The organism is Marinobacter psychrophilus (genome assembly GCF_001043175.1).
Classification (GTDB): Bacteria; Pseudomonadota; Gammaproteobacteria; order Pseudomonadales; family Oleiphilaceae; genus Marinobacter; species Marinobacter psychrophilus.
This window is the reverse complement of the sequence record NZ_CP011494.1, coordinates 2,359,093-2,376,780: the sequence shown is the minus strand read 5'-3', so window position 1 is coordinate 2,376,780 and position 17,688 is coordinate 2,359,093. Positions and strand designations below refer to the sequence as shown.

General features: G+C 51.7%; 16 protein-coding genes, 1 tRNA gene and 2 pseudogenes. 8 read left to right on the top strand and 11 right to left on the bottom strand.

Features of this window, described 5'->3' with window-relative positions:
• Positions 1-39: 39 nt before the first annotated feature.
• The 6 genes from ABA45_RS10610 to ABA45_RS10585 all read left to right on the top strand — a co-directional run bounded on the left by ABA45_RS10610 (position 40) and on the right by ABA45_RS10585 (position 5,783).
• Positions 40-909, top strand: coding sequence for a branched-chain amino acid ABC transporter permease (locus ABA45_RS10610; RefSeq protein WP_014871542.1), 870 nt, complete (start codon positions 40-42; stop codon positions 907-909).
• Positions 906-1,853: a branched-chain amino acid ABC transporter permease gene (locus tag ABA45_RS10605; protein WP_014871541.1), complete on the top strand. Its 948-nt coding sequence runs from the start codon at positions 906-908 to the stop codon at positions 1,851-1,853. Before ABA45_RS10610 ends, ABA45_RS10605 begins: the two co-directional genes overlap by 4 nt.
• Positions 1,850-2,632: an ABC transporter ATP-binding protein gene (locus ABA45_RS10600; protein WP_048385975.1), complete on the top strand. Its 783-nt coding sequence runs from the start codon at positions 1,850-1,852 to the stop codon at positions 2,630-2,632. The genes ABA45_RS10605 and ABA45_RS10600 overlap by 4 nt, the downstream gene beginning before the upstream one ends.
• Positions 2,629-3,333 (top strand): ABC transporter ATP-binding protein, encoded by a 705-nt coding sequence (locus tag ABA45_RS10595; RefSeq protein ID WP_048385973.1) that lies wholly within the window; start codon positions 2,629-2,631, stop codon positions 3,331-3,333. Before ABA45_RS10600 ends, ABA45_RS10595 begins: the two co-directional genes overlap by 4 nt.
• Before the next feature lie 92 nt (positions 3,334-3,425).
• A complete protein-coding gene (locus tag ABA45_RS10590) occupies positions 3,426-4,889 on the top strand; it encodes an NAD-dependent succinate-semialdehyde dehydrogenase (RefSeq protein ID WP_048388981.1) in 1,464 nt (487 codons plus the stop codon).
• A gap of 201 nt (positions 4,890-5,090) precedes the next feature.
• Positions 5,091-5,783: a glutathione S-transferase family protein gene (locus ABA45_RS10585; protein WP_048385971.1), complete on the top strand. Its 693-nt coding sequence runs from the start codon at positions 5,091-5,093 to the stop codon at positions 5,781-5,783.
• A gap of 895 nt (positions 5,784-6,678) precedes the next feature.
• Here the strand turns inward: ABA45_RS10585 and ABA45_RS19400 are convergent.
• The 7 genes and pseudogenes from ABA45_RS19400 to ABA45_RS10550 all read right to left on the bottom strand — a co-directional run bounded on the left by ABA45_RS19400 (position 6,679) and on the right by ABA45_RS10550 (position 12,266).
• Positions 6,679-7,119, bottom strand: a pseudogene (locus tag ABA45_RS19400) (arginase family protein).
• 10 nt (positions 7,120-7,129) lie between these two features.
• A complete protein-coding gene (locus ABA45_RS10575) occupies positions 7,130-8,419 on the bottom strand; it encodes a M20 family metallo-hydrolase (protein ID WP_053076172.1) in 1,290 nt (429 codons plus the stop codon).
• Positions 8,420-8,440: 21 nt separating this feature from the next.
• Positions 8,441-9,160, bottom strand: a complete 720-nt coding sequence (locus ABA45_RS10570) for a DUF1989 domain-containing protein (RefSeq protein WP_048385969.1) — start codon at positions 9,158-9,160, stop codon at positions 8,441-8,443.
• A gap of 55 nt (positions 9,161-9,215) precedes the next feature.
• Complete coding sequence (locus ABA45_RS10565) at positions 9,216-10,034, bottom strand: amino acid ABC transporter ATP-binding protein (RefSeq protein ID WP_048385967.1); 819 nt, start codon at positions 10,032-10,034, stop codon at positions 9,216-9,218.
• Positions 10,021-10,719, bottom strand: coding sequence for an amino acid ABC transporter permease (locus ABA45_RS10560; RefSeq protein WP_084708325.1), 699 nt, complete (start codon positions 10,717-10,719; stop codon positions 10,021-10,023). Before ABA45_RS10560 ends, ABA45_RS10565 begins: the two co-directional genes overlap by 14 nt.
• A gap of 13 nt (positions 10,720-10,732) precedes the next feature.
• The gene (locus ABA45_RS10555; RefSeq protein WP_048385965.1) at positions 10,733-11,389 is read right to left on the bottom strand and encodes an amino acid ABC transporter permease; all 657 of its coding nucleotides are present in this window, start codon (positions 11,387-11,389) and stop codon (positions 10,733-10,735) included.
• A 49-nt stretch (positions 11,390-11,438) separates the two neighbouring features.
• Positions 11,439-12,266 carry a transporter substrate-binding domain-containing protein gene (locus tag ABA45_RS10550; protein WP_048385963.1) on the bottom strand — a complete coding sequence of 276 codons (828 nt, stop codon included), beginning with the start codon at positions 12,264-12,266 and terminating at the stop codon, positions 11,439-11,441.
• 156 nt (positions 12,267-12,422) lie between these two features.
• On the opposite strand from ABA45_RS10550, the gene ABA45_RS10545 reads away from it, so the two are divergent.
• Together ABA45_RS10545 and ABA45_RS10540 are read left to right on the top strand one after the other, a co-directional pair.
• Positions 12,423-13,352, top strand: coding sequence for a LysR family transcriptional regulator (locus ABA45_RS10545; RefSeq protein ID WP_014871530.1), 930 nt, complete (start codon positions 12,423-12,425; stop codon positions 13,350-13,352).
• A 608-nt stretch (positions 13,353-13,960) separates the two neighbouring features.
• Positions 13,961-14,359 (top strand): RidA family protein, encoded by a 399-nt coding sequence (locus tag ABA45_RS10540; protein ID WP_048385959.1) that lies wholly within the window; start codon positions 13,961-13,963, stop codon positions 14,357-14,359.
• Between the two features lie 12 nt (positions 14,360-14,371).
• Here the strand turns inward: ABA45_RS10540 and ABA45_RS10535 are convergent.
• The 4 genes and pseudogenes from ABA45_RS10535 to galU form a co-directional block, all read right to left on the bottom strand.
• Positions 14,372-14,761 (bottom strand): annotated as a pseudogene (locus ABA45_RS10535) (cobyric acid synthase); the annotation flags it as partial.
• Positions 14,762-15,506: 745 nt separating this feature from the next.
• Complete coding sequence (locus tag ABA45_RS10530; RefSeq protein ID WP_048385955.1) at positions 15,507-15,890, bottom strand: PAS domain-containing protein; 384 nt, start codon at positions 15,888-15,890, stop codon at positions 15,507-15,509.
• A gap of 605 nt (positions 15,891-16,495) precedes the next feature.
• Positions 16,496-16,572: transfer RNA gene (locus ABA45_RS10525), tRNA-Val, on the bottom strand.
• 63 nt (positions 16,573-16,635) lie between these two features.
• Positions 16,636-17,472, bottom strand: a complete 837-nt coding sequence (galU, locus tag ABA45_RS10520) for a UTP--glucose-1-phosphate uridylyltransferase GalU (RefSeq protein WP_048385953.1) — start codon at positions 17,470-17,472, stop codon at positions 16,636-16,638.
• Positions 17,473-17,688 lie beyond the last annotated feature (216 nt).

The following is a 17,688-nucleotide window of genomic DNA, read 5'->3' as shown; positions in this document are numbered from 1 at the left end:
GGGCGCCACGAAACCGGCTCTAACGAAATGAGGTAATTCATGTCTGGCATCGGATCAGCATTGCTGAACAGTCTGGATATCGGGCTTCTGCTGTTCATTATCGCAGTGGGACTGAATATCGTGTTTGGTGTTTTAAACATCATCAACTTTGCTCACGGAGCGCTCTACATGCTGGGGGCATACCTGGCATTTACCCTGATCAACATAGTAGGAATGCCGTTTTGGGCAGCGCTGCTATTGGCTCCGCTTGGCGTGGCTATATTGGCGGTTCTCATCGACCGATTTTTATTACGGTATATCTATTCCAGAGATATAGCAGACAGTTTGTTACTCACTTTCGCACTTCTGTTAATTATTAACGAGAGCGTGCGAATGATCTGGGGCAGTGGAATTCAGGTTGTTCAACCACCTCAGCTGCTGGCCGGGTCGATGGATATTATGGGTAGTTCCATACCGACATACAGCCTGTTTGTGATTGTTATGGGCCTGGCGCTACTGGCTGGCCTCTGGCTCCTGTTTAACCGGACCCGAATCGGTCGAATCATGCGTGCTGCCGCGCTGGATCGCGATATGGCAGAGGTCTTGTGTATCAATACCCGGCTGGTGGTGACGGGTGTGTTTGCCTTTGGCGCCTGGCTTGCGGCTGTCGGCGGTGTAATTGCCGCACCGATGCGTGCACTGGATCCTGGCATGGGTGACAAGATTATTATCGAATCCTTCATTGTGGTGGTTATTGGTGGTCTTGGAAGCTTTCCAGGCGCCTTGCTCGGGGCCATTATTCTCGGGCTGATCCATGGCTTTGGTGGTCGTTATTTTCCAGAGGTAAACATGCTTTTGCCATTTTTGGGAATGGCGCTGGTTCTGCTGTTCAAACCTAATGGCATTATGGGCAAAGGGGCAGCGGCATGAAGATCAAGATTTTATGGGCGTTGCTAGCTTTGGTGATTGCCGGGTTGATTGCGGTGCCATGGATTGCCTCTTACTTTTACATTTTCATTTTTACCGAAATTCTTATTTTAGGATTGTTCGCAGCCAGTTTTAATCTGATTTTTGGCTATACAGGAATGCTGAGTTTCGGGCATGCAGCCTTCTTCGGTATCGGCTCCTACGCGATGGCGCTAGTGCTAATCCATCTGGAGTGGCCGTTCGTCGTCGGCCTGCTGGTATCCATGGGTGTCTCCGCGCTACTGGCCTTGATCATTGGTTTTTTCTGCGTTCGGCTGAATGAAGTGTATTTCGCCATGTTGACTCTTGCCTTTGGCATGATGGTTTTTGCTATTGCATACCAGTGGCGCTCAGTCACCAATGGCAGTGACGGACTAGCTGGCTTTTCCCTCGGCTCATTCGGGCTCGGGCTTGATCTGACCCTGGCGAATCCAGCTGTCTACTATCACGTGGTGCTAGCCATTGTTGTTATTGCCTCGGCGTTGCTATATCTGGTTTGTAGTAGTTCATTCGGCATGATTCTGAGGGCTATTCGCCAGAATCCTGAGCGGGTGTCATTTGCCGGCCTGAATGTGCGCACTTATCGGTTGGTGGCCTTCGTGATTGCAGGCTCTTTTGCTGGTTTAGCCGGTGGTCTAATTGCTCCATTCCTTCGAGTTGCGAGCCCTGAACTGCTGCATTGGTCGATGTCTGCAGAACCGATACTGATGGCTATCCTGGGTGGCACAGGCTACTTTTTGGGACCATTCGTTGGCTCGGCGGTGTTTGTACTGCTGGAGACCTGGATAACCAGCTTTACAGAATCCTGGATGCTTGTTCTCGGTATTATCCTCGCCCTAATGGTTATTTTCTTCCGCAAGGGCCTACTAGGTACCGTCCTTGACTGGTGGATGGAGATAAAGAAATGACTAGTCCAATTCTTACCATATCAAACCTTACCAAACGTTTTGGCGGAAACGCTGCGGTTTCGAACATCAATCTGGACGTCATACGGAAGGAGACCATGGCTATCATCGGCCCCAACGGCGCTGGCAAGACGACGTTTTACAACATGGTTTCTGGTCGGATGCAGCCCTCTGAGGGCAATATCACGCTTGACGGTAAAGACATCACTGGCCTACCACCCCATAAAATTAGCAAATTGGGAATTTCACGCTCTTTTCAGATCAACAACATTTTTCCTGAGATGACGGTCCAAGAGAACGTTGAAGTGGTGTTGTCGGCTTATCACGGCCACAGTCGCAAGCTGTTTAATATTGCCTCTCGTAACGCCGGCATCCAGCAGGAAGCGGAAGAACTCCTCAAGCGCCTGGGTGTTGATAGCCTCAAGGATCGACGTGCCGAAGTCATCAGTTATGGCGACAAGCGTCTGTTAGAGATAGCTATGGTTCTGGCGACGCGTCCAAAATTGGTTCTGCTAGACGAGCCAACGGCAGGGATGACGCCGGAGGAAACCCGACGAACCACAAAACTGATCAAAAGTCTGGCAGACAGTGGCGACTATACGTTCCTCATCACCGAGCATGATATGGATGTGGTCTTCGATTTAGCGGATCGTATTCTCGTCATGCACCGTGGCGAAAAGTTGTTTGCAGGCACTCCAGCGGAAGTGAAGATCCATCCTGAGGTTCGGCGTGCCTACTTGGGTGAGGAAGAAGACGAAGTGACCGGGGAGACCAGCGCATGATTCTTGATGTTCGCAATATCCAGACGTTCTATGGCGAAAGCCAGGCGCTTCAGGGCGTTACTCTTCGGCTGGAAGAGGGGGAGACTGTTTGTCTACTCGGCCGGAACGGAGCCGGAAAGAGTACAACACTAAAAAGTATCATTGGCTTAACGCCTCCGAGATCTGGTGAGGTGATCTTCAACGGCAAGCAAATTCAGGGTTTTCCGCCGCACCGAATTGCCCGTTCAGGCATTGGTTATGTGCCGGAGGATCGCCGAATTTTTCCCAGTTTGAGCGTTCGAGACAACCTCGAAGTGGCCGCGTATCAGCGCAAGGGGAGTGCCACACACTGGACAGTGGATAATATCCTCAAGAAATACGAAATGCTGGGAGAGCGAGAAGACCAAGACGGAGCTACTTTGTCTGGCGGACAGCAGCAAATGCTGGCGGTAGCTCGTTCGTTGATGACTCAGCCACGGTTGCTGTTGCTGGATGAACCCAATGAGGGGCTGGCCCCGGTTATTGTGCAGCAGATCGGGGAGTTGATTGACGATCTTAGTCAGACTACGACCATACTATTCACTGACCAGAATGTTCGATTCGCACTGAAACATTCCCAGAGAGCCTACATTCTGGAAAAGGGGCAGGTTGTCCATCAGGCCACTAGTGACGAGCTGCGAGCTGACCAGGCCACTCAGGAGAGGTTCTTGTCGGTCGCGTAATCTGGCCTGGAATCATCGCTGCAGGAGCAGACATGATTGAAAACTATTTGCTTTGGAAACGTTGAATCTCCCTTGTGAGGACTGTAATGACTATTAGTTTAGCGAACCCGAAACTCTTGTGTGAAAGTGCTTACGTTAACGGAAGTTGGGTTCAGGCCCAATCCGGTGAAGTTTTCTCGGTTATCAATCCTGCCAATGGAGAGTGCTTGGCCACTGTGCCGGACATGGATGCGGAAGACACGGCGTTGGCAATTCGAGCTGCGGAGGCTGCATGGCCGGAATGGCGCGCACGAACAGCCAAGGAGCGTGCGGGTATCCTTGGCCGATGGTTTGATCTGGTGATGCATCATCAGGAAGACCTGGCACGGCTGATGACCGCCGAACAGGGTAAACCACTTGCGGAAGCACGGGGCGAAGTGGCCTATGGGGCGAGTTTTATCGAGTGGTTTGCCGAGGAGGCCAAGCGAGCCTATGGCGATGTTATTCCGGGTCACGGTCGGGATAAGCGAATTATTGTTATCAAGCAGCCTATAGGGGTAGTAGCAGCCATCACGCCGTGGAACTTTCCAGTGGCGATGATTACTCGCAAAGTAGCGCCCGCGCTTGCAGCGGGTTGCCCTGTTGTCGTTAAGCCTGCGGAAGATACACCCTTGTGCGCCCTCGCGTTGGCGGTGCTGGCAGCGGAGGCGGGAGTTCCAGCAGGAATTTTCAATGTAATAACCTGCTCTAAAGCCCGAGCGCCGGAGGTGGGTGAGGAGTTAACAACGAGCCTGATCGTTCGCAAAGTATCGTTCACCGGCTCAACGCCGGTTGGTAAGTTGCTGATGCGCCAGGCTAGCGGCACTGTCAAGAAAGTGAGCCTGGAACTGGGCGGCAATGCCCCGTTTATCGTCTTCGACGATGCGGATCTTGATGCGGCAGTAAACGGGCTTATGGCATCCAAGTATCGCAATACCGGGCAGACCTGTGTCTGCGCCAACCGTATCTATGTCCAGTCCGGAGTCTATGACGCATTTGTTGAGAAACTAAAGATTGCTGTCAGCAAGATGGTTGTAGGTGCAGGTCTCGACGGTGAGACGCATCAGGGGCCGTTGATCAATCAGGCAGCTCTGGACAAGGTTAAGCGGCATATTTCTGATGCAACGACTAAGGGAGCGAAAGTCGTTTTGGGAGGGCAGGCACACACGCTTGGCGGGACATTTTTCGAGCCTACCATCCTTACGGATGTGACGCAGGAAATGGTGATAGCCAGTGAAGAGACGTTTGGCCCAGTGGCGCCGCTGTTTCGGTTTGATACTGAAGAGCAGGCGATCGCCATGGCCAATAACACGGAGTTTGGTTTAGCTGCCTACTTCTACAGTAATGATATAAGACGTATATGGCATGTGGCTGAAGCTCTTGAAACTGGCATGATCGGTATCAACGACGGGATTATTTCTACAGAGGCGGCCCCCTTTGGCGGTATTAAGGAAAGCGGACTTGGCCGGGAAGGTTCACGATACGGCTTGGATGAGTTCATGGAACTCAAATACCTATGTCTCGGTAGCATGCGTTAGGCGCGGGGTTTAAGGGGAACTGAATGTCAGGCTCCCCCGTCGCACGCTCCGCGGGCTGGACACTCCCGAAGTTTTGGCTGGCCTCGGGTCTCCCAGAATTTGGTTACCTAACTTTTCTTAGAACGATTGATCAAAAACTTAGGTCAACAATAGACTCTGGCCGCAAAAAAATTCAGCCAGCCAGAGCGGGAGCTTTCTTAAATGATCCGTTTTTATTTCCATCCGACCCCCAATCCGGCCAAGATCGCGCTCTTCTTGGAAGAAGCCGGTCTGGATTACGAGGTAGTACCCACCGACACCAGCAAGGGCGAGCAACACACCTCTGAGTTCCGCGCCATCAACCCTAATGGCAAGGTGCCCGCGATTGTGGATACTGACGGCCCGGGTGGAAACGCCGTGCGTGTTTTCGATTCCACCGCCATTTTACTGTATCTCGCCGAGAAAACCGGGCGCTTTAATAGCGCGCCAGAAGATCGCGGGGAACTGTTGTCTTGGCTTTCTTTCATCGGTACGGGTCTTGGTCCCTTCTCCGGTCAGGCGGTGCACTTTCAACTCGCGGCGCCGGAAAAACTACCCTACGTTATTAACCGCTATCGTCGGGAAGCCGAACGTCACTACCAGGTACTGGAAGTTCACCTTAACGGCCGGGAATACATCGTTGGGAATGACTATTCTATCGCTGACATGTCTGCCTGGGGCTGGATCAGCATGGCGGGTCGTGTATTTTCAGGCGATGATAATCCACTGGCGGCATTTCCCAATATCAAGCGTTGGTTCGAGGTTGTCGAAGACCGGCCAGCGGCGAGTCGCGCAAGACTGGTCGGCGCTGACCACCCGTTCAAGAAAGAACGGGACGATGAGGCACTGCGTGCACTCTTTCCGTCGAACTATTAGTCAACCGCCTGGTAGCTCCGGACAAGACCACTACTGGTCAGGTGATCCGGGGATGTTCCAGTGCATCAGCGTGCAACGTCAGGATGTGCAGGCCTGCCTTGCCGCCTTTTCCTGCGCCGAATCCGGGTGTTGGTGAGTGTGTAGTGATCAACTGTAGTGGTTCGATAATTCCGGACACTAACGTAGGTGGTAGCATTGCCATCATAAACGAGGTGTCTGATGGCCATAAAACGACCGCTTTTAGGCGAAAGGGACGGAGGCAATCGATGCTCAAGCGATTTGGCTTTTATTGAAACGATAGTGATCTTATCACTTCGTTTTCAATCTCAAGACGAACTCAGTGTGGTTGGTTGCTTTACGATGAAGTTGTGATTGGTTGAGCTGGTGAAAACTGTGCCCGACAGGGGGGAGTTTCCACATTCAGGGCAGGGGTCGTAGCTTCAGGATTAAGAAAAAGCAGCTTAGAATTTTGAACACTCCCAGGGCACCGTTTGGGTACAGCCAATAAAAAAGGCCTCACGCTTCCACGTAAGACCTTGCAAATATGGTGCGCTCGACAAGATTCGAACCTGTGACCACTGCCTTCGGAGAGTACCGCTACAGTGCGTTTGTAAGAGAGCTAAATCTATATAAGTAATTAAAATCAGATACTTAGAACGTAACTTGTAATATAAAAATGCCTTTTTATCAAAATATTGACCGATTAACGACAACTTTAAGCACAAAACTGATACGAAATGATTATCTGTAAATGGAACTTTTGATCAGTGCCTTTAACCACCTATTTACAGAGTTTGTGCGTTGCTAGTTTGTTCGCAAGCGTTACGATTTGAGTGTCCGAAAATTGGACATAGACGATTCTGAGAATCGCAGTTTATGGTTTTAGTTGATTAACTTAAACCGGGCCGCCGTGCTGAAATTTCGAGCGATGAAACTCGTCCCAGGTTTCAGCATGGGCATAGATATGGATCAACCAGGCCGGACCATCGGCTGCTAAACCAGGCAAGATGGGGTAGGTGATTGAATGGTCGCCACCGGAGCTAAGCGGGATAACACTTGCTTGGTGAACGACGCTGTAGCAAGCGGCAATATCATTGGAAACTTACTCAAAGTGGTAGATAAATGAAAAGCGCACATTGCCGATATCGGCAATGTGCCGCTGGGCAAACGGGTCTAACCGGGTAAGGTGATGCAGACCGCGCATTATGGTTGATTGATTGCGAATTTTTCGTGGGCCGTGGTGGGTGCCAGGGCGATTACTAACTCCACCGTCAAAGTGAATCCTGACCAGAGCAATTTCAAGTCCCTTCAAGGCACCGTCTGTGCCCCTGGTCATTGCTCTTTTCTTAACAGGTCAATCTTGCCAAACTGGCGGCTAACAGTTGAGTGCCCACAACGGCATCGTCTAGCTCGATATGCTCATCCGGGTGATGGCTGAGGCCATCGCGGCAAGGTATAAATATCATTGCCGTTGGGCAGTGTTTGACAAGATGGATGGCATCGTGAAAAGCACCGGATACTAAGTGCGGTGCTGTTATGCCCAGCTCGTGTGCGGTGTCATCAAGTAGTGCCGTTAGGGTTGTCGGGAAAGCAACCGGTTCAACCCGTGATAGCGGGATCAGCGTTGCGCGACAACCGGCCCAGGTTTGCTGAGAAAGTTGATTAAACGTGGCTTCCAGCGCTTTGAGGGTCTCCGTTTCAGGGTGGCGTAAATCAATACTGAAGGTGACTTGGTCAGGAATCGTGTTCACTGATCCAGGGCTGACCGAAAACGTGCCAATGGTAAAACGCACGCGGTCTTCATCGTCCCAAGTGGCTTTCCGTAGCGCCGTTGCCAAGGCGCAGGCACCTTCGAATGCATCGCGGCGCTGGGCACGCGGGGTAGTGCCAGCGTGGTTAGCGCTTCCCGTCACCGTTACTTGAAACCAACTGACGCCCTGAATACCTTCCACTACACCCACTGAAGCGCCATCACGCTCCAATATAGGGCCTTGCTCAATATGCAGTTCAATAAAAGCGTGCATGGGCGTTGCCAGCGGGCGACGGGCCACCCCCGCAGCGTCCAGTTCCGCCAAGCAAGTATCTAACGCACTTCCAAGGTTGACGCCGTCGCTGTCTTCAAGCAAGCGTGTTTCATCCAGCTTGCGCACGCCGCAAAAGACCGCCGAGCCTGATGTGCCGGGCGAGAAGCGCGCGCCCTCTTCATTGGTCCAACTCACTAAAGAGAGCGGCCGGCGGAGAGTAAAGCCCGCATCTTTAAGTGCTCGCAGGGCTTCAAGCCCAGCCAGTACGCCCAGCGCGCCATCGTACTTACCACCCGTCGGTTGGCTATCCAAATGACTACCGGTAACCACGGGGTCCAGCTCGTGTTCGCTACCGGGAACATCAAGAAACACGTTGCCGATTGCGTCTACGCTTGCCTTCGCCCCCAGCGCGCTGGCCTGCTCGATTAGCCACAGTCGCGCTCGGGTGTCGTTGCGATCAAGTGCCAGGCGGGCCACACCGCCATCCGAGCGTCCGCCGAACATAGCTACCGTTGCTAGGTCATTGGCTAGACGTTCCGAGCTTACTGCTGCCGCAATAGCTGCAATATCAATGATGGGGCAATCGGTTTCGTAGTTGATGTGTGTCTGCATCAGGCTCTCCATGTATGTTTTCTATTCGTAAACTTCGAAATGCACCTCGACTGGCACACAGTCAGCCCCATTGATGGGAATGATGTCCTGTGGGCAGGCGGACATGGCTACAACACAGTCCATTTCAGCGCGTAGTTCAACATAGTCACCTGGTTTGGAAACCGGTGGACACCAGTCGACTTTCATCTGTGCGTTAACCGGAATATTCATCCAAAGATTGAACGGCTGTGGTACCTCGGATACTTCAGTGCCAATCGCTCGCATGGCCAAGCGCAGGTTATCGGCGCAGTTATCATGGTAGCCCTCTACCCCCAAGGTCATATAGCGGAACAGGTCGCAGGCCGCCATTAGCGTGTCGTGGATACCCGGCGAGGTGTCGGCGGTGAGCGTCATGATCGGGCGGCGACGATTACTCATTAGTGGGTCGCCTACGTGGGGAATCAGCCCGCTCAACCAAGCACGACCGTGTTCCCATGACATAAATTCGTTGAGATTGTCGGTGCTAAATGCCCAGGCATCGCACACTTGAGTACCGTGAGTGTTGATGATCCTAATGGTTTGCCCTGCTTTTAATCGTACTGCTCGGCCGCCACGTGCGGCAACTTCGTAGCGCTCGCCGAGCACTGGGGTGCCATCGGTAGAGATCGGATTTTCTAACGTGTGATTGTGACCGCAGGGCTCACTGTTGCTGCGTGGCAGTTGCTCAATGCGAGCGTGATCAAAGCGTGTTTCAGAACTCATAGGATTCTCCATATGTATTTATAATGTGGTCTAACCGATGCATTTAACCCTTGCGTCAATCAATATGGCGCTCGCGCCAGGTATTCAAAAACTGCTGAAGGCGCTCGCTTTTTGGCTGTCGGAACAGCGTGGTGGGCGGGCCACTCTCCACCACGCGACCTTGATCCATAAAGATCACGCGGTCGGCAACTTTAGCTGCGAAGCCCATCTCGTGGGTGACGATCACCATGGTCATTCCATCGGCGGCAAGCTTCTTCATCACATCTAGCACTTCGCCGACCAGCTCAGGGTCAAGCGCCGAGGTGGGTTCATCGAAGAACATCACCCTGGGTTTCATGGCGAGCGCCCGGGCGATGGCTACGCGCTGCTTCTGACCGCCGGAAAGGCTCTCGGGGAAATGCCCGGCACGATCGGCAAGGCCAACCTGCTCTAGCATGGCCATGCCTTCTACGTCGGCTTCGCGACGGGACAAACCGTTGACTAAGCGCAGCGCCTCGGTCACGTTTTCAAGCGCGGTGCGATGCGGCCATAGATTAAAGTGCTGGAACACCATGCCGACTGAGGCACGCACTTGGTCTACACGCTTCTCACTAGTGCGGACGCGCTTGCCGCCGCGGTCTTCGTAGCCCAATAGTTGGCCGTCGATGTAGACGCTGCCATGGTCATAGGGCTCTAAAAATGCCAGGCAACGTAGCAGGGTCGATTTGCCGGAACCGGAAGGACCAATTACACAGACCACTTCAGAAGAGGCGAGGCGGAAGTCGATGGTGGTCAATACTTCCAAATTGCCAAACTGCTTGCTGATACCTTGTGCCTCAACCATTGTCTTTTGACGGGTAAGCGATGGCGGCGAGAGCGTTTCAACCATTGGCATGAGGGGTAGCTCCTTGTTGACGCAGTTGACGCGGTTGACGATTGGCTAAGTGTTTTTCCAGTGCATAGCCGCTGCGGGCAATCAATTCAATGATTAGCCAGTAGAGCAGCGCGACCGCCAGGTAGGGCTCGATCACTTGGAACGTCTGGTTAACGATTGTGGTGGCATTTTTGGTCAGATCGTCTACCGAGATAATCGAGATAAGGGCGGATTCCTTCACCAGAATGATCAACTGATTGGTACCAGGCGGTACGATTAAACGCGCCATTTGTGGAACCTGAATACGTATTAGCGCGTGCCAAGGGGAGATGCCAAGCATCCGCGCCGCCTCAAGCTGACCTTTAGGAATCGACTTGAAGCCACCACGATAAATTTCAGCAAAGTAACCTGCGCCATAGAGGCCGATGCCCGCGACACCGGCGATCTCGGCATCTAACCGAAGGCCAATACTGGGGCCACCGTAATAGAGTAAAAACAGCAGGATGAGCAGCGGAATGCCACGGCACACTTCTACATAGCAGGCTACTGGGTAGCCGAAAATGCGCGGATTAGTGAGCCGTAGTGCTGCGAGCACCATGCCTAAAGAAAGTGCGAGTAGACAGCCAAAAAAACAGATCCACAGCGTGTTCCACAAGCCTTGCAGAATCAGGCCTCGCGCTTCCCATAGCAGGGCAATATCAAACATAGCGGACATTCCCCTATTCGGTGGCTAGGCCGCCGACCATGCGGCGTTCTAAATAAGCGCTGAGACGTGCTAGCACCAGGTTGACCGCGAGATAAAGCACTGCAGCGGCAAGGTAGGTTTCTAGCGGCTGAAAGGTGCGTGAAGCGATTTGTTCGCTGACCCGCATCAGCTCGGTGACCGCGATCACCGAGATCAGCGATGAATTTTTGACAATTGTGATGACCTCGTTGGTTAAAGGCAGCAAGGTAAGACGAAACACTTGGGGCATAATAATGCGCCTTCGGGTGTGCCAAGCGGAGATACCCGCCATGCGTGCCGCTTCTATTTGCCCAGTGGGAATATGGCTGATGCCGCTGCGAAAGATTTCTGCCTGAAAGGCAGCGGTATTAAGCGTTAAGGTCAAAATGGCGGCCAAAATAGACGCTATTTCAATGCCAATTTCAGGCAACAGATAATAGACCAGCAGTAGTTGCAGCAAGATGGGGGTTCCACGCCAAAAGCTGCGGTAAAGCCCACAGGGCCAGTGCACTAGGCGATACCGGCTGGTCAAACCAAAGGCCAGTAAAACACCCAATACCAGTCCTAATGCGATGGCGGAAAGTGAGACCACCAACGTGGTGGCCAAACCTTTGAACAGCACAGGGTAGTGGTTGAGTAGAATCTCAAACATGTAGCACCTGCAAAAAAAAGTGGATCGGCTTAGCGAACCCCGCGCCGTTTTACTCGGCCGCTGGCAGTTCTAAAGGCAGCTCCATCGGGCCACCGAACCATTTTATTTGTAGCTCTTCCAGAGTGCCGTCTTCATTGAGGCGTCGAATTTGCTCATCCATAAAGGCATTAAGCGTCGCGCTCTTTTCGTCATTACGTCCCGCCCAGCTGAAATAAACGGGATTACCGAAAGTGCCAACCACTTCAAATACATCGGGGCGGGTTCGCTCTGCTTCGAGCAGGTTGGGTAGGCTAGCGATCACCACATCGACACGGCCGGTTCCCAGCTCAGCGTAGGCTTCGTCAACACCTGTGTAAGTACGGATGTTGGCAACGGGGGTGCCCGCTTCCTCAAGCTGTGCTGCTAATGCCTCTAGCGCTTCCAGCTGTGCGGAACCCACCTGAGCAGCGGCTACTTTGCCGGCGATATCCTCAGGTGAGCTGATGCCCTCTTCGCCTGCTCGCTTAAGAATTGCCATGGTGGCATCAGCAATTGGGGCGCTGAGGTGATAACGTTCCATGCGCTCTGGGGTAGCGGTGACCGAGGTGATTACGTAGTCAAAACGCTCGCGCTCTAAGCCCGGCAGAATACCTTGCCAGGGAAGGTCCATGCGGATTAACTCGACGCCCTCAAGCTCTACCATGATGTGTTTCATGATATCGGCGGAGTAGCCGATAATTTCGCCATCTTCAACGTATTCAAACGGAGCGTAGCGCGCTTCGGTGCCGACGGTAAAAGTGCCATCTGAGCGAATGTCGTCGAGTAAATCACTGTGGGCCGGAGTGGCGAAGCTGGCGCTGAGTAGAAGGCCAGCGATAATGGTCGGTATACGTTGCATGGGGATGCTCCTCAGGGTAGTGATACTCGAATCAGCGGCAAAGGCCTGCTGAACAACTCTTTGAGTAAATCAGGAATTATGTAACAATAAAATCGTTATATTCGGATGTATATACCCGTTTTATTGATGTTAATTGCACTAACGTAGAGCATGCCGATGAAACTCTCTGCCGCTGATCTTAAAAGTCTCTCTGTATTTCATGCTGTGACCGAGCATCGAGGGTTTGCGGGTGCGCAAACTGCGCTGCATATGAGCCAGTCCGCAGTCAGTTTTCATATCCGCGCACTTGAAGAGCGGGTAGGGTTTACCGTATGCCGCCGGGGTCGGCAGGGGTTTGAGCTAACCGAGCGGGGCACCATTGTGTATGAGCGTGCCAAGGTGTTGCTCGCATCTGTGGACGATTTTGATAGCGAGATGAATGAGCTGCGCAGTTCCGTTTATGGCACGCTGCGTCTAGGCGTGGTTGATAACACCATTATGGATGTGGATCTTGACCTACAGGGTGTGATTGGCGAGTTTCTGCGCAAGAACCCTAAAGCGCGACTCAATATTACCGTGGGTAGTCCTGATCGCTTGATCGGCGAGATCGCCAATGGTGAAGTGCAGCTAGGCATCTTACCGGAAATGGCACAAATTGAAGGCTTGCAGCATCGTCAAGTATACACTGAGGTGCACAGGATTTATTGCGCTAAACGGCATCCACTGTTTGCACGCGATAGCGCCCAGCTAACGGTAGAAGAAGTCATCAATCATCCGTTTGTGGTGCGCCCATACGCCAACCTGCAAGAGCTTAAAAGCTTTCCCAATGCAGAAGTAGGCGCCCATGCGTCAAATATGGAAGCCCAAGCGCTATTAATTTTAAGCGGCCACTTTATTGGCAATCTACCCCACTATTACGCCAATCACTGGGTAGAGAGGGGTGAACTCAAAGCGCTGCTGCCTGATCTCGTTGAGATTGTTTCGCCGTTTTGTGTTGTTACCCGAACAGGCCGACGCCCCTCGCTCATTGTGCGCACCTTTATTCAAGAGCTGGTGGCCCGGCTTTGGCAGCAATCACACTTGGTTGAAGCGTATAAAGAGGAATAATTTACTGACTAACATCGGCTCAATTGATGATTCTTGATTCTCTAAAGAATTGCTTTCTAGGCTCTTGGAAACTGCTTTGTTTCAATGTTTTCGGACATTGACCAAAGTGGTAATATAGCCGCCTTAAGTGAGGTGTCTGATGACCAAAAAACGACGTTCTTTTCGTTTGAGTTCAAGCGAAAAGCTGCTGGCCTGATGGTTAACTAAGGATGCTCATCTACACCGACCCGTACGTCCTTGGGCATGGGTAAACGCGCTCTGCGACGATAGGTTCAGAAACTGTTCAGCGATCAGTTTGCCATTCTCTTTGAAAGCCTGCCCATCGACCGATTCATGCTCCTTTAACCGATGCTCCAGCATATTCGGGTTGACCCCCAGACTTCGCGCCGCGTGGGCTCACGAATATCCCGGCTCCGACTCAAGACTTATGGCGTCCAGCTCAAATTTCTTTGAGTACAGCTTTCTCGTGGTCATGTAGGTTCTCCAAGTTTAGGGTATTATTCCTTATCTGGGCTGGTCACATCCACTCAGCCACTTTACAATAAATAATCACTTTTAGACCCTGCCTAACTATCCGCAAGCGTGATCAGTATTTAGAAGGAGCTAGCATGCCCACATTTATGAATGACCCTACCATGCCCACCCCAAGCTTCCCCGGTAGCCACATGGTAATCGATGACCACTATGTGTTTATTTCAGGGCTAACCGTCGTTGATCTTTCCAACGGCCATGCCGCACGGGGAGATATTAAAGAAGAAACGCGTCTTATCATGCGTGCACTGTCACGCATGCTTGAGACGGTAGGTGGCAGCCTGACGGATATACTGCGGGTGGATATCCACCTCACTGATTTACATGCCATCCAAGATATGGACTCTGTATATTCAGAGCATTTTGAACCCGGTCGCTACCCTGCCCGTACCTGCACGGAATCGCCTAACATCTGTGGCGGTGGTAATGTTGAAATTACCGTGATGGCCAAACGCCAGCCTCAATCAGAGCAATAACCACATCGATATCTATGCAGACTTCCAGCAAACCGCCAAGCGATCAATTTCACGTTGGGCTTGGTAATCGTTTCGCTCACCATTAGTGAGGTCCAGCCGTTTTAGTAGCGCTTGGCAGGCATCGGGACGATGAACTAATCCATACAGATAAGCGCTCATTATTTGCCCGTCATCGCTAATGGCATCTTTTGGCTGTCCCTCTATACAAATTAACGGCGAACTAAGCGCAGATCTCTTGCAAACGCCGTTATGAATTTCATACCATACGCCTGAAGCACTTTCATCTACCATCATTCCGTTCACATCGCGTAATTGGTTGCCAGCCATCATACGAGTTGTGAGGGGTAACAACTCCAATTCGGACGTTTTCCCTCGCTTGCCCTTCATGCCATCAGAGTCATCTACCCACTCGCACGTAAAATCTGTTTCTTTGGTGGATGCTCAAAAAGAAAATCAATTGCATACGAAAGATCACCGTCAGGTTCATCGAGAACCAAACAGCCAATAAAAAAGATCCTACGTTTTCACGTAAGACCTGGAAAATGTGGCGCGTCCGACAGGATTCGAACCTGTGACCACAGCCTTCGGAGAGCACCGCTACTTTTGAGCACAAGGCTGATAGGGCTTCATTGTCCGGAAATAGAATATTTGATCGGTGCCCAAAGTTGTGCTCGGAGCTAGTTGTTAGGATTTTACGCCTTGGAGAGTGGTTGGCAACTGTTAGGTAATGAGTGTCCGGAATCCGGACATCCAAGGATTCGGTGAGCGCAGTATGTGGTTGTGTTGAATTAACAATAACGGGCTGATAGCCCACCCATGAACCTGCTGGACACAGGCCTTGCTTCCCTAGATAAGCCGCGCATCGGCATTGGCATGTGTCACTTGGACTGCAGGTCGCGGCTGAAACTCCCCGAAAAGAATGCTCCGCGGGCGCCTGGATGTGAGATCAGGAATGAGTTGGCGAAATCACCAACTGCCGACCAGCACATCGTTGAAGTGGGCGGTAGAAGCGAAAAAAATCTAAATTACTCATCCATTGGTTGTCGAAGATACAGACGAATATACCCGATGGCAGGTGCTCATTGAGCTCGGTGGTCGAAACGTTAATGATGCCATGTCGCCCTCTGCTCGGGCGGATTTATAAGCACTAACCGATAGCTCTCTGAACTGCCACATAATGCGTGACTTCGTCGCCATCCATTACCGGTGAGATTTTCCATTCAATGATAAAAGAGGAGCCGTCCTTGCGGTAATTGATGGTGTCGCCGTGAAAGGTCCGATTATTTTTCAGATCGTCAGACAAGCGCTCTTTTACTCCTCTCTCGGTTTTCGGTCCCTGAAGCAATCCTGGTGTTTTTCCGATTACTTCATCCGCAGAATAGCCGGTCAGATTGCTGAAGGCCTGATTTACATAGATGATCACAGAATTAGTATGATCGAAAGAAGCTTTTGTCACCATGATCGATTCAAAAGCCAAGCCAGCGACGGTTTGAAACAGTGGGGATTGAAGCACGTCTTCAGAATTGTTCATACATGTCCCTTTGCGTTAAAAACGATTTTTATTTGACAACTCACTGCTATTCTACGAACCGCGCTTCTCACTGTATCAGTTCGGAAGCAAACCACACCTGACCAACTACGCTAACACATAGGGGCGGCTCTATCTTGCCCTGCGCCACCGGTGTAAACGTGAATTCGTGGCTGACTTGTTCCGGTTTGCGAAGACCAAGGGCTGGAGCCCGTCAGAGCGCGACAACCCGGTTGAAGTCACGTATTCAAAAACCGATTACGGTAAAGACCGCCAGCGCATGAACCTGGATCAATACCGGTCCATTCATGCGATCGCTCCGCGCCGGGCGCCGACGCACAGAGTGAGGGCAGGGGGTCGCGAGCACTGGATCTAGCTCATGGCTCTACGAAAAAGCAGGGTACAGTCAGGGATATGTACAAGCGCTGAGGGGTAACAGTGACAAGAAGATAACGGCGTATTACCAAGCTGGGCATGAACAAAAATGGATGACGGTGGCTGCGGAATTGAGCCTGAAACTAATACTATATAAGCGGGACGTTTTACAACAGCATTACAACAATTTTCAAAATGGGGTTTTGCGAGGTCGTGGAAGTCATTGAAAAAAATGGTAGGACCAGGCAGATTTGAACTGCCGACCTCTGCCATGTCAAGGCAGCGCTCTAACCAACTGAGCTATGGTCCTGTTTTGCAACGCAGCGAAATATACTGATTCGGCTGCGATGCGTCAACTTTTTATTGGCTAAGGCTATAAGCCTTTTTTATAGATGTTTTCGTAAACGTAATTGGTTGCTTCTACAAAGCCGTCTATACTGCCGCAGTCAAAACGCCGGCCTTTGAATTGGTAAGCCAGTACGCAACCGGTTTTGGCTTGTTCCAGCAGGGCGTCAGTAATTTGCATTTCACCGTTCTTGCCAGGTGGCGTGCGCTCTAGAATGTCGAAAATATCCGGTGTCAGAATATAACGACCGATGATGGCCATGTTGCTGGGCGCGTCTTCAGGCGCAGGTTTTTCGACCATGTCCGTTACCCGGAACAGGCCATCTTTCATGCACTCGCCGGCAATTACACCGTACTTGTGGGTTTCGTTGGCCGGTACTTCTTCAATGGCCACAATAGAGCAGCGGAACTGGCTATAAAGCTTGACCATTTGTGCCAGTACGCCGTCTCCGCCGTCAGGCCCCACGCAGAAGTCGTCGGCCAGCACCACAGCGAAAGGGTTGTCGCCCACCAAGTTGCGCCCGGTCAGGATTGCATGGCCCAGGCCCTTCATTTCGCTCTGACGGGTAAAGGCGAAGGTATTGTTGTCAATCAAATCGCGGATAGAGGTCAGTAAACCCTCTTTGCCTGAACCCGCAATTTGGTGCTCAAGCTCGTAGCTGATGTCGAAATGATCTTCAATGGCGCGCTTGCCGCGGCCGGTAACAAACCCGAATTCGTGAATGCCGGCATCTGATGCCTCTTCAACACCGTACTGAACCAATGGTTTGTTGACGATGGGCAGAATTTCCTTGGGCATGGCCTTAGTGGCCGGTAAAAAGCGGGTGCCATAACCGGCAACGGGAAACAGGCACTTCTTGATCATTTCAGCGTCCTTATGAAAGTCGGTATTGGCGAAGTTTACCCAAGTTGATGGCTAAAATGCAGTTTCACCAAAAGAAAGATTGCTGCCTGCTTGTGATCAGGCGCGGCGAAGAGTATTAAAACCGGTTTCTGGCTTGATGAACAAGCTTTTACAAACGTGTCACATAAAGCGCGACAACACGTGTGGTGTTGTATAGTCACAACAAATTGAGTTGAA

What these genes read in the sequence shown, in the direction of transcription:
- ABA45_RS10600 (WP_048385975.1), top strand. Translation starts at nt 1,850, where the DNA reads ATGACTAGTCCAATTCTTACCATATCAAACCTTACCAAACGTTTTGGC.
- ABA45_RS10560 (WP_084708325.1), bottom strand. Translation starts at nt 10,719, where the DNA reads ATGTTTGATATTGCCCTGCTATGGGAAGCGCGAGGCCTGATTCTGCAA.
- ABA45_RS10565 (WP_048385967.1), bottom strand. Translation starts at nt 10,034, where the DNA reads ATGCCAATGGTTGAAACGCTCTCGCCGCCATCGCTTACCCGTCAAAAG.
- ABA45_RS10595 (WP_048385973.1), top strand. Translation starts at nt 2,629, where the DNA reads ATGATTCTTGATGTTCGCAATATCCAGACGTTCTATGGCGAAAGCCAG.
- ABA45_RS10545 (WP_014871530.1), top strand. Translation starts at nt 12,423, where the DNA reads ATGAAACTCTCTGCCGCTGATCTTAAAAGTCTCTCTGTATTTCATGCT.
- ABA45_RS10605 (WP_014871541.1), top strand. Translation starts at nt 906, where the DNA reads ATGAAGATCAAGATTTTATGGGCGTTGCTAGCTTTGGTGATTGCCGGG.
- ABA45_RS10550 (WP_048385963.1), bottom strand. Translation starts at nt 12,266, where the DNA reads ATGCAACGTATACCGACCATTATCGCTGGCCTTCTACTCAGCGCCAGC.
- ABA45_RS10555 (WP_048385965.1), bottom strand. Translation starts at nt 11,389, where the DNA reads ATGTTTGAGATTCTACTCAACCACTACCCTGTGCTGTTCAAAGGTTTG.
- ABA45_RS10585 (WP_048385971.1), top strand. Translation starts at nt 5,091, where the DNA reads ATGATCCGTTTTTATTTCCATCCGACCCCCAATCCGGCCAAGATCGCG.
- ABA45_RS10540 (WP_048385959.1), top strand. Translation starts at nt 13,961, where the DNA reads ATGCCCACATTTATGAATGACCCTACCATGCCCACCCCAAGCTTCCCC.
- galU (WP_048385953.1), bottom strand. Translation starts at nt 17,472, where the DNA reads ATGATCAAGAAGTGCCTGTTTCCCGTTGCCGGTTATGGCACCCGCTTT.
- ABA45_RS10575 (WP_053076172.1), bottom strand. Translation starts at nt 8,419, where the DNA reads ATGCAGACACACATCAACTACGAAACCGATTGCCCCATCATTGATATT.
- ABA45_RS10610 (WP_014871542.1), top strand. Translation starts at nt 40, where the DNA reads ATGTCTGGCATCGGATCAGCATTGCTGAACAGTCTGGATATCGGGCTT.
- ABA45_RS10570 (WP_048385969.1), bottom strand. Translation starts at nt 9,160, where the DNA reads ATGAGTTCTGAAACACGCTTTGATCACGCTCGCATTGAGCAACTGCCA.
- ABA45_RS10530 (WP_048385955.1), bottom strand. Translation starts at nt 15,890, where the DNA reads ATGAACAATTCTGAAGACGTGCTTCAATCCCCACTGTTTCAAACCGTC.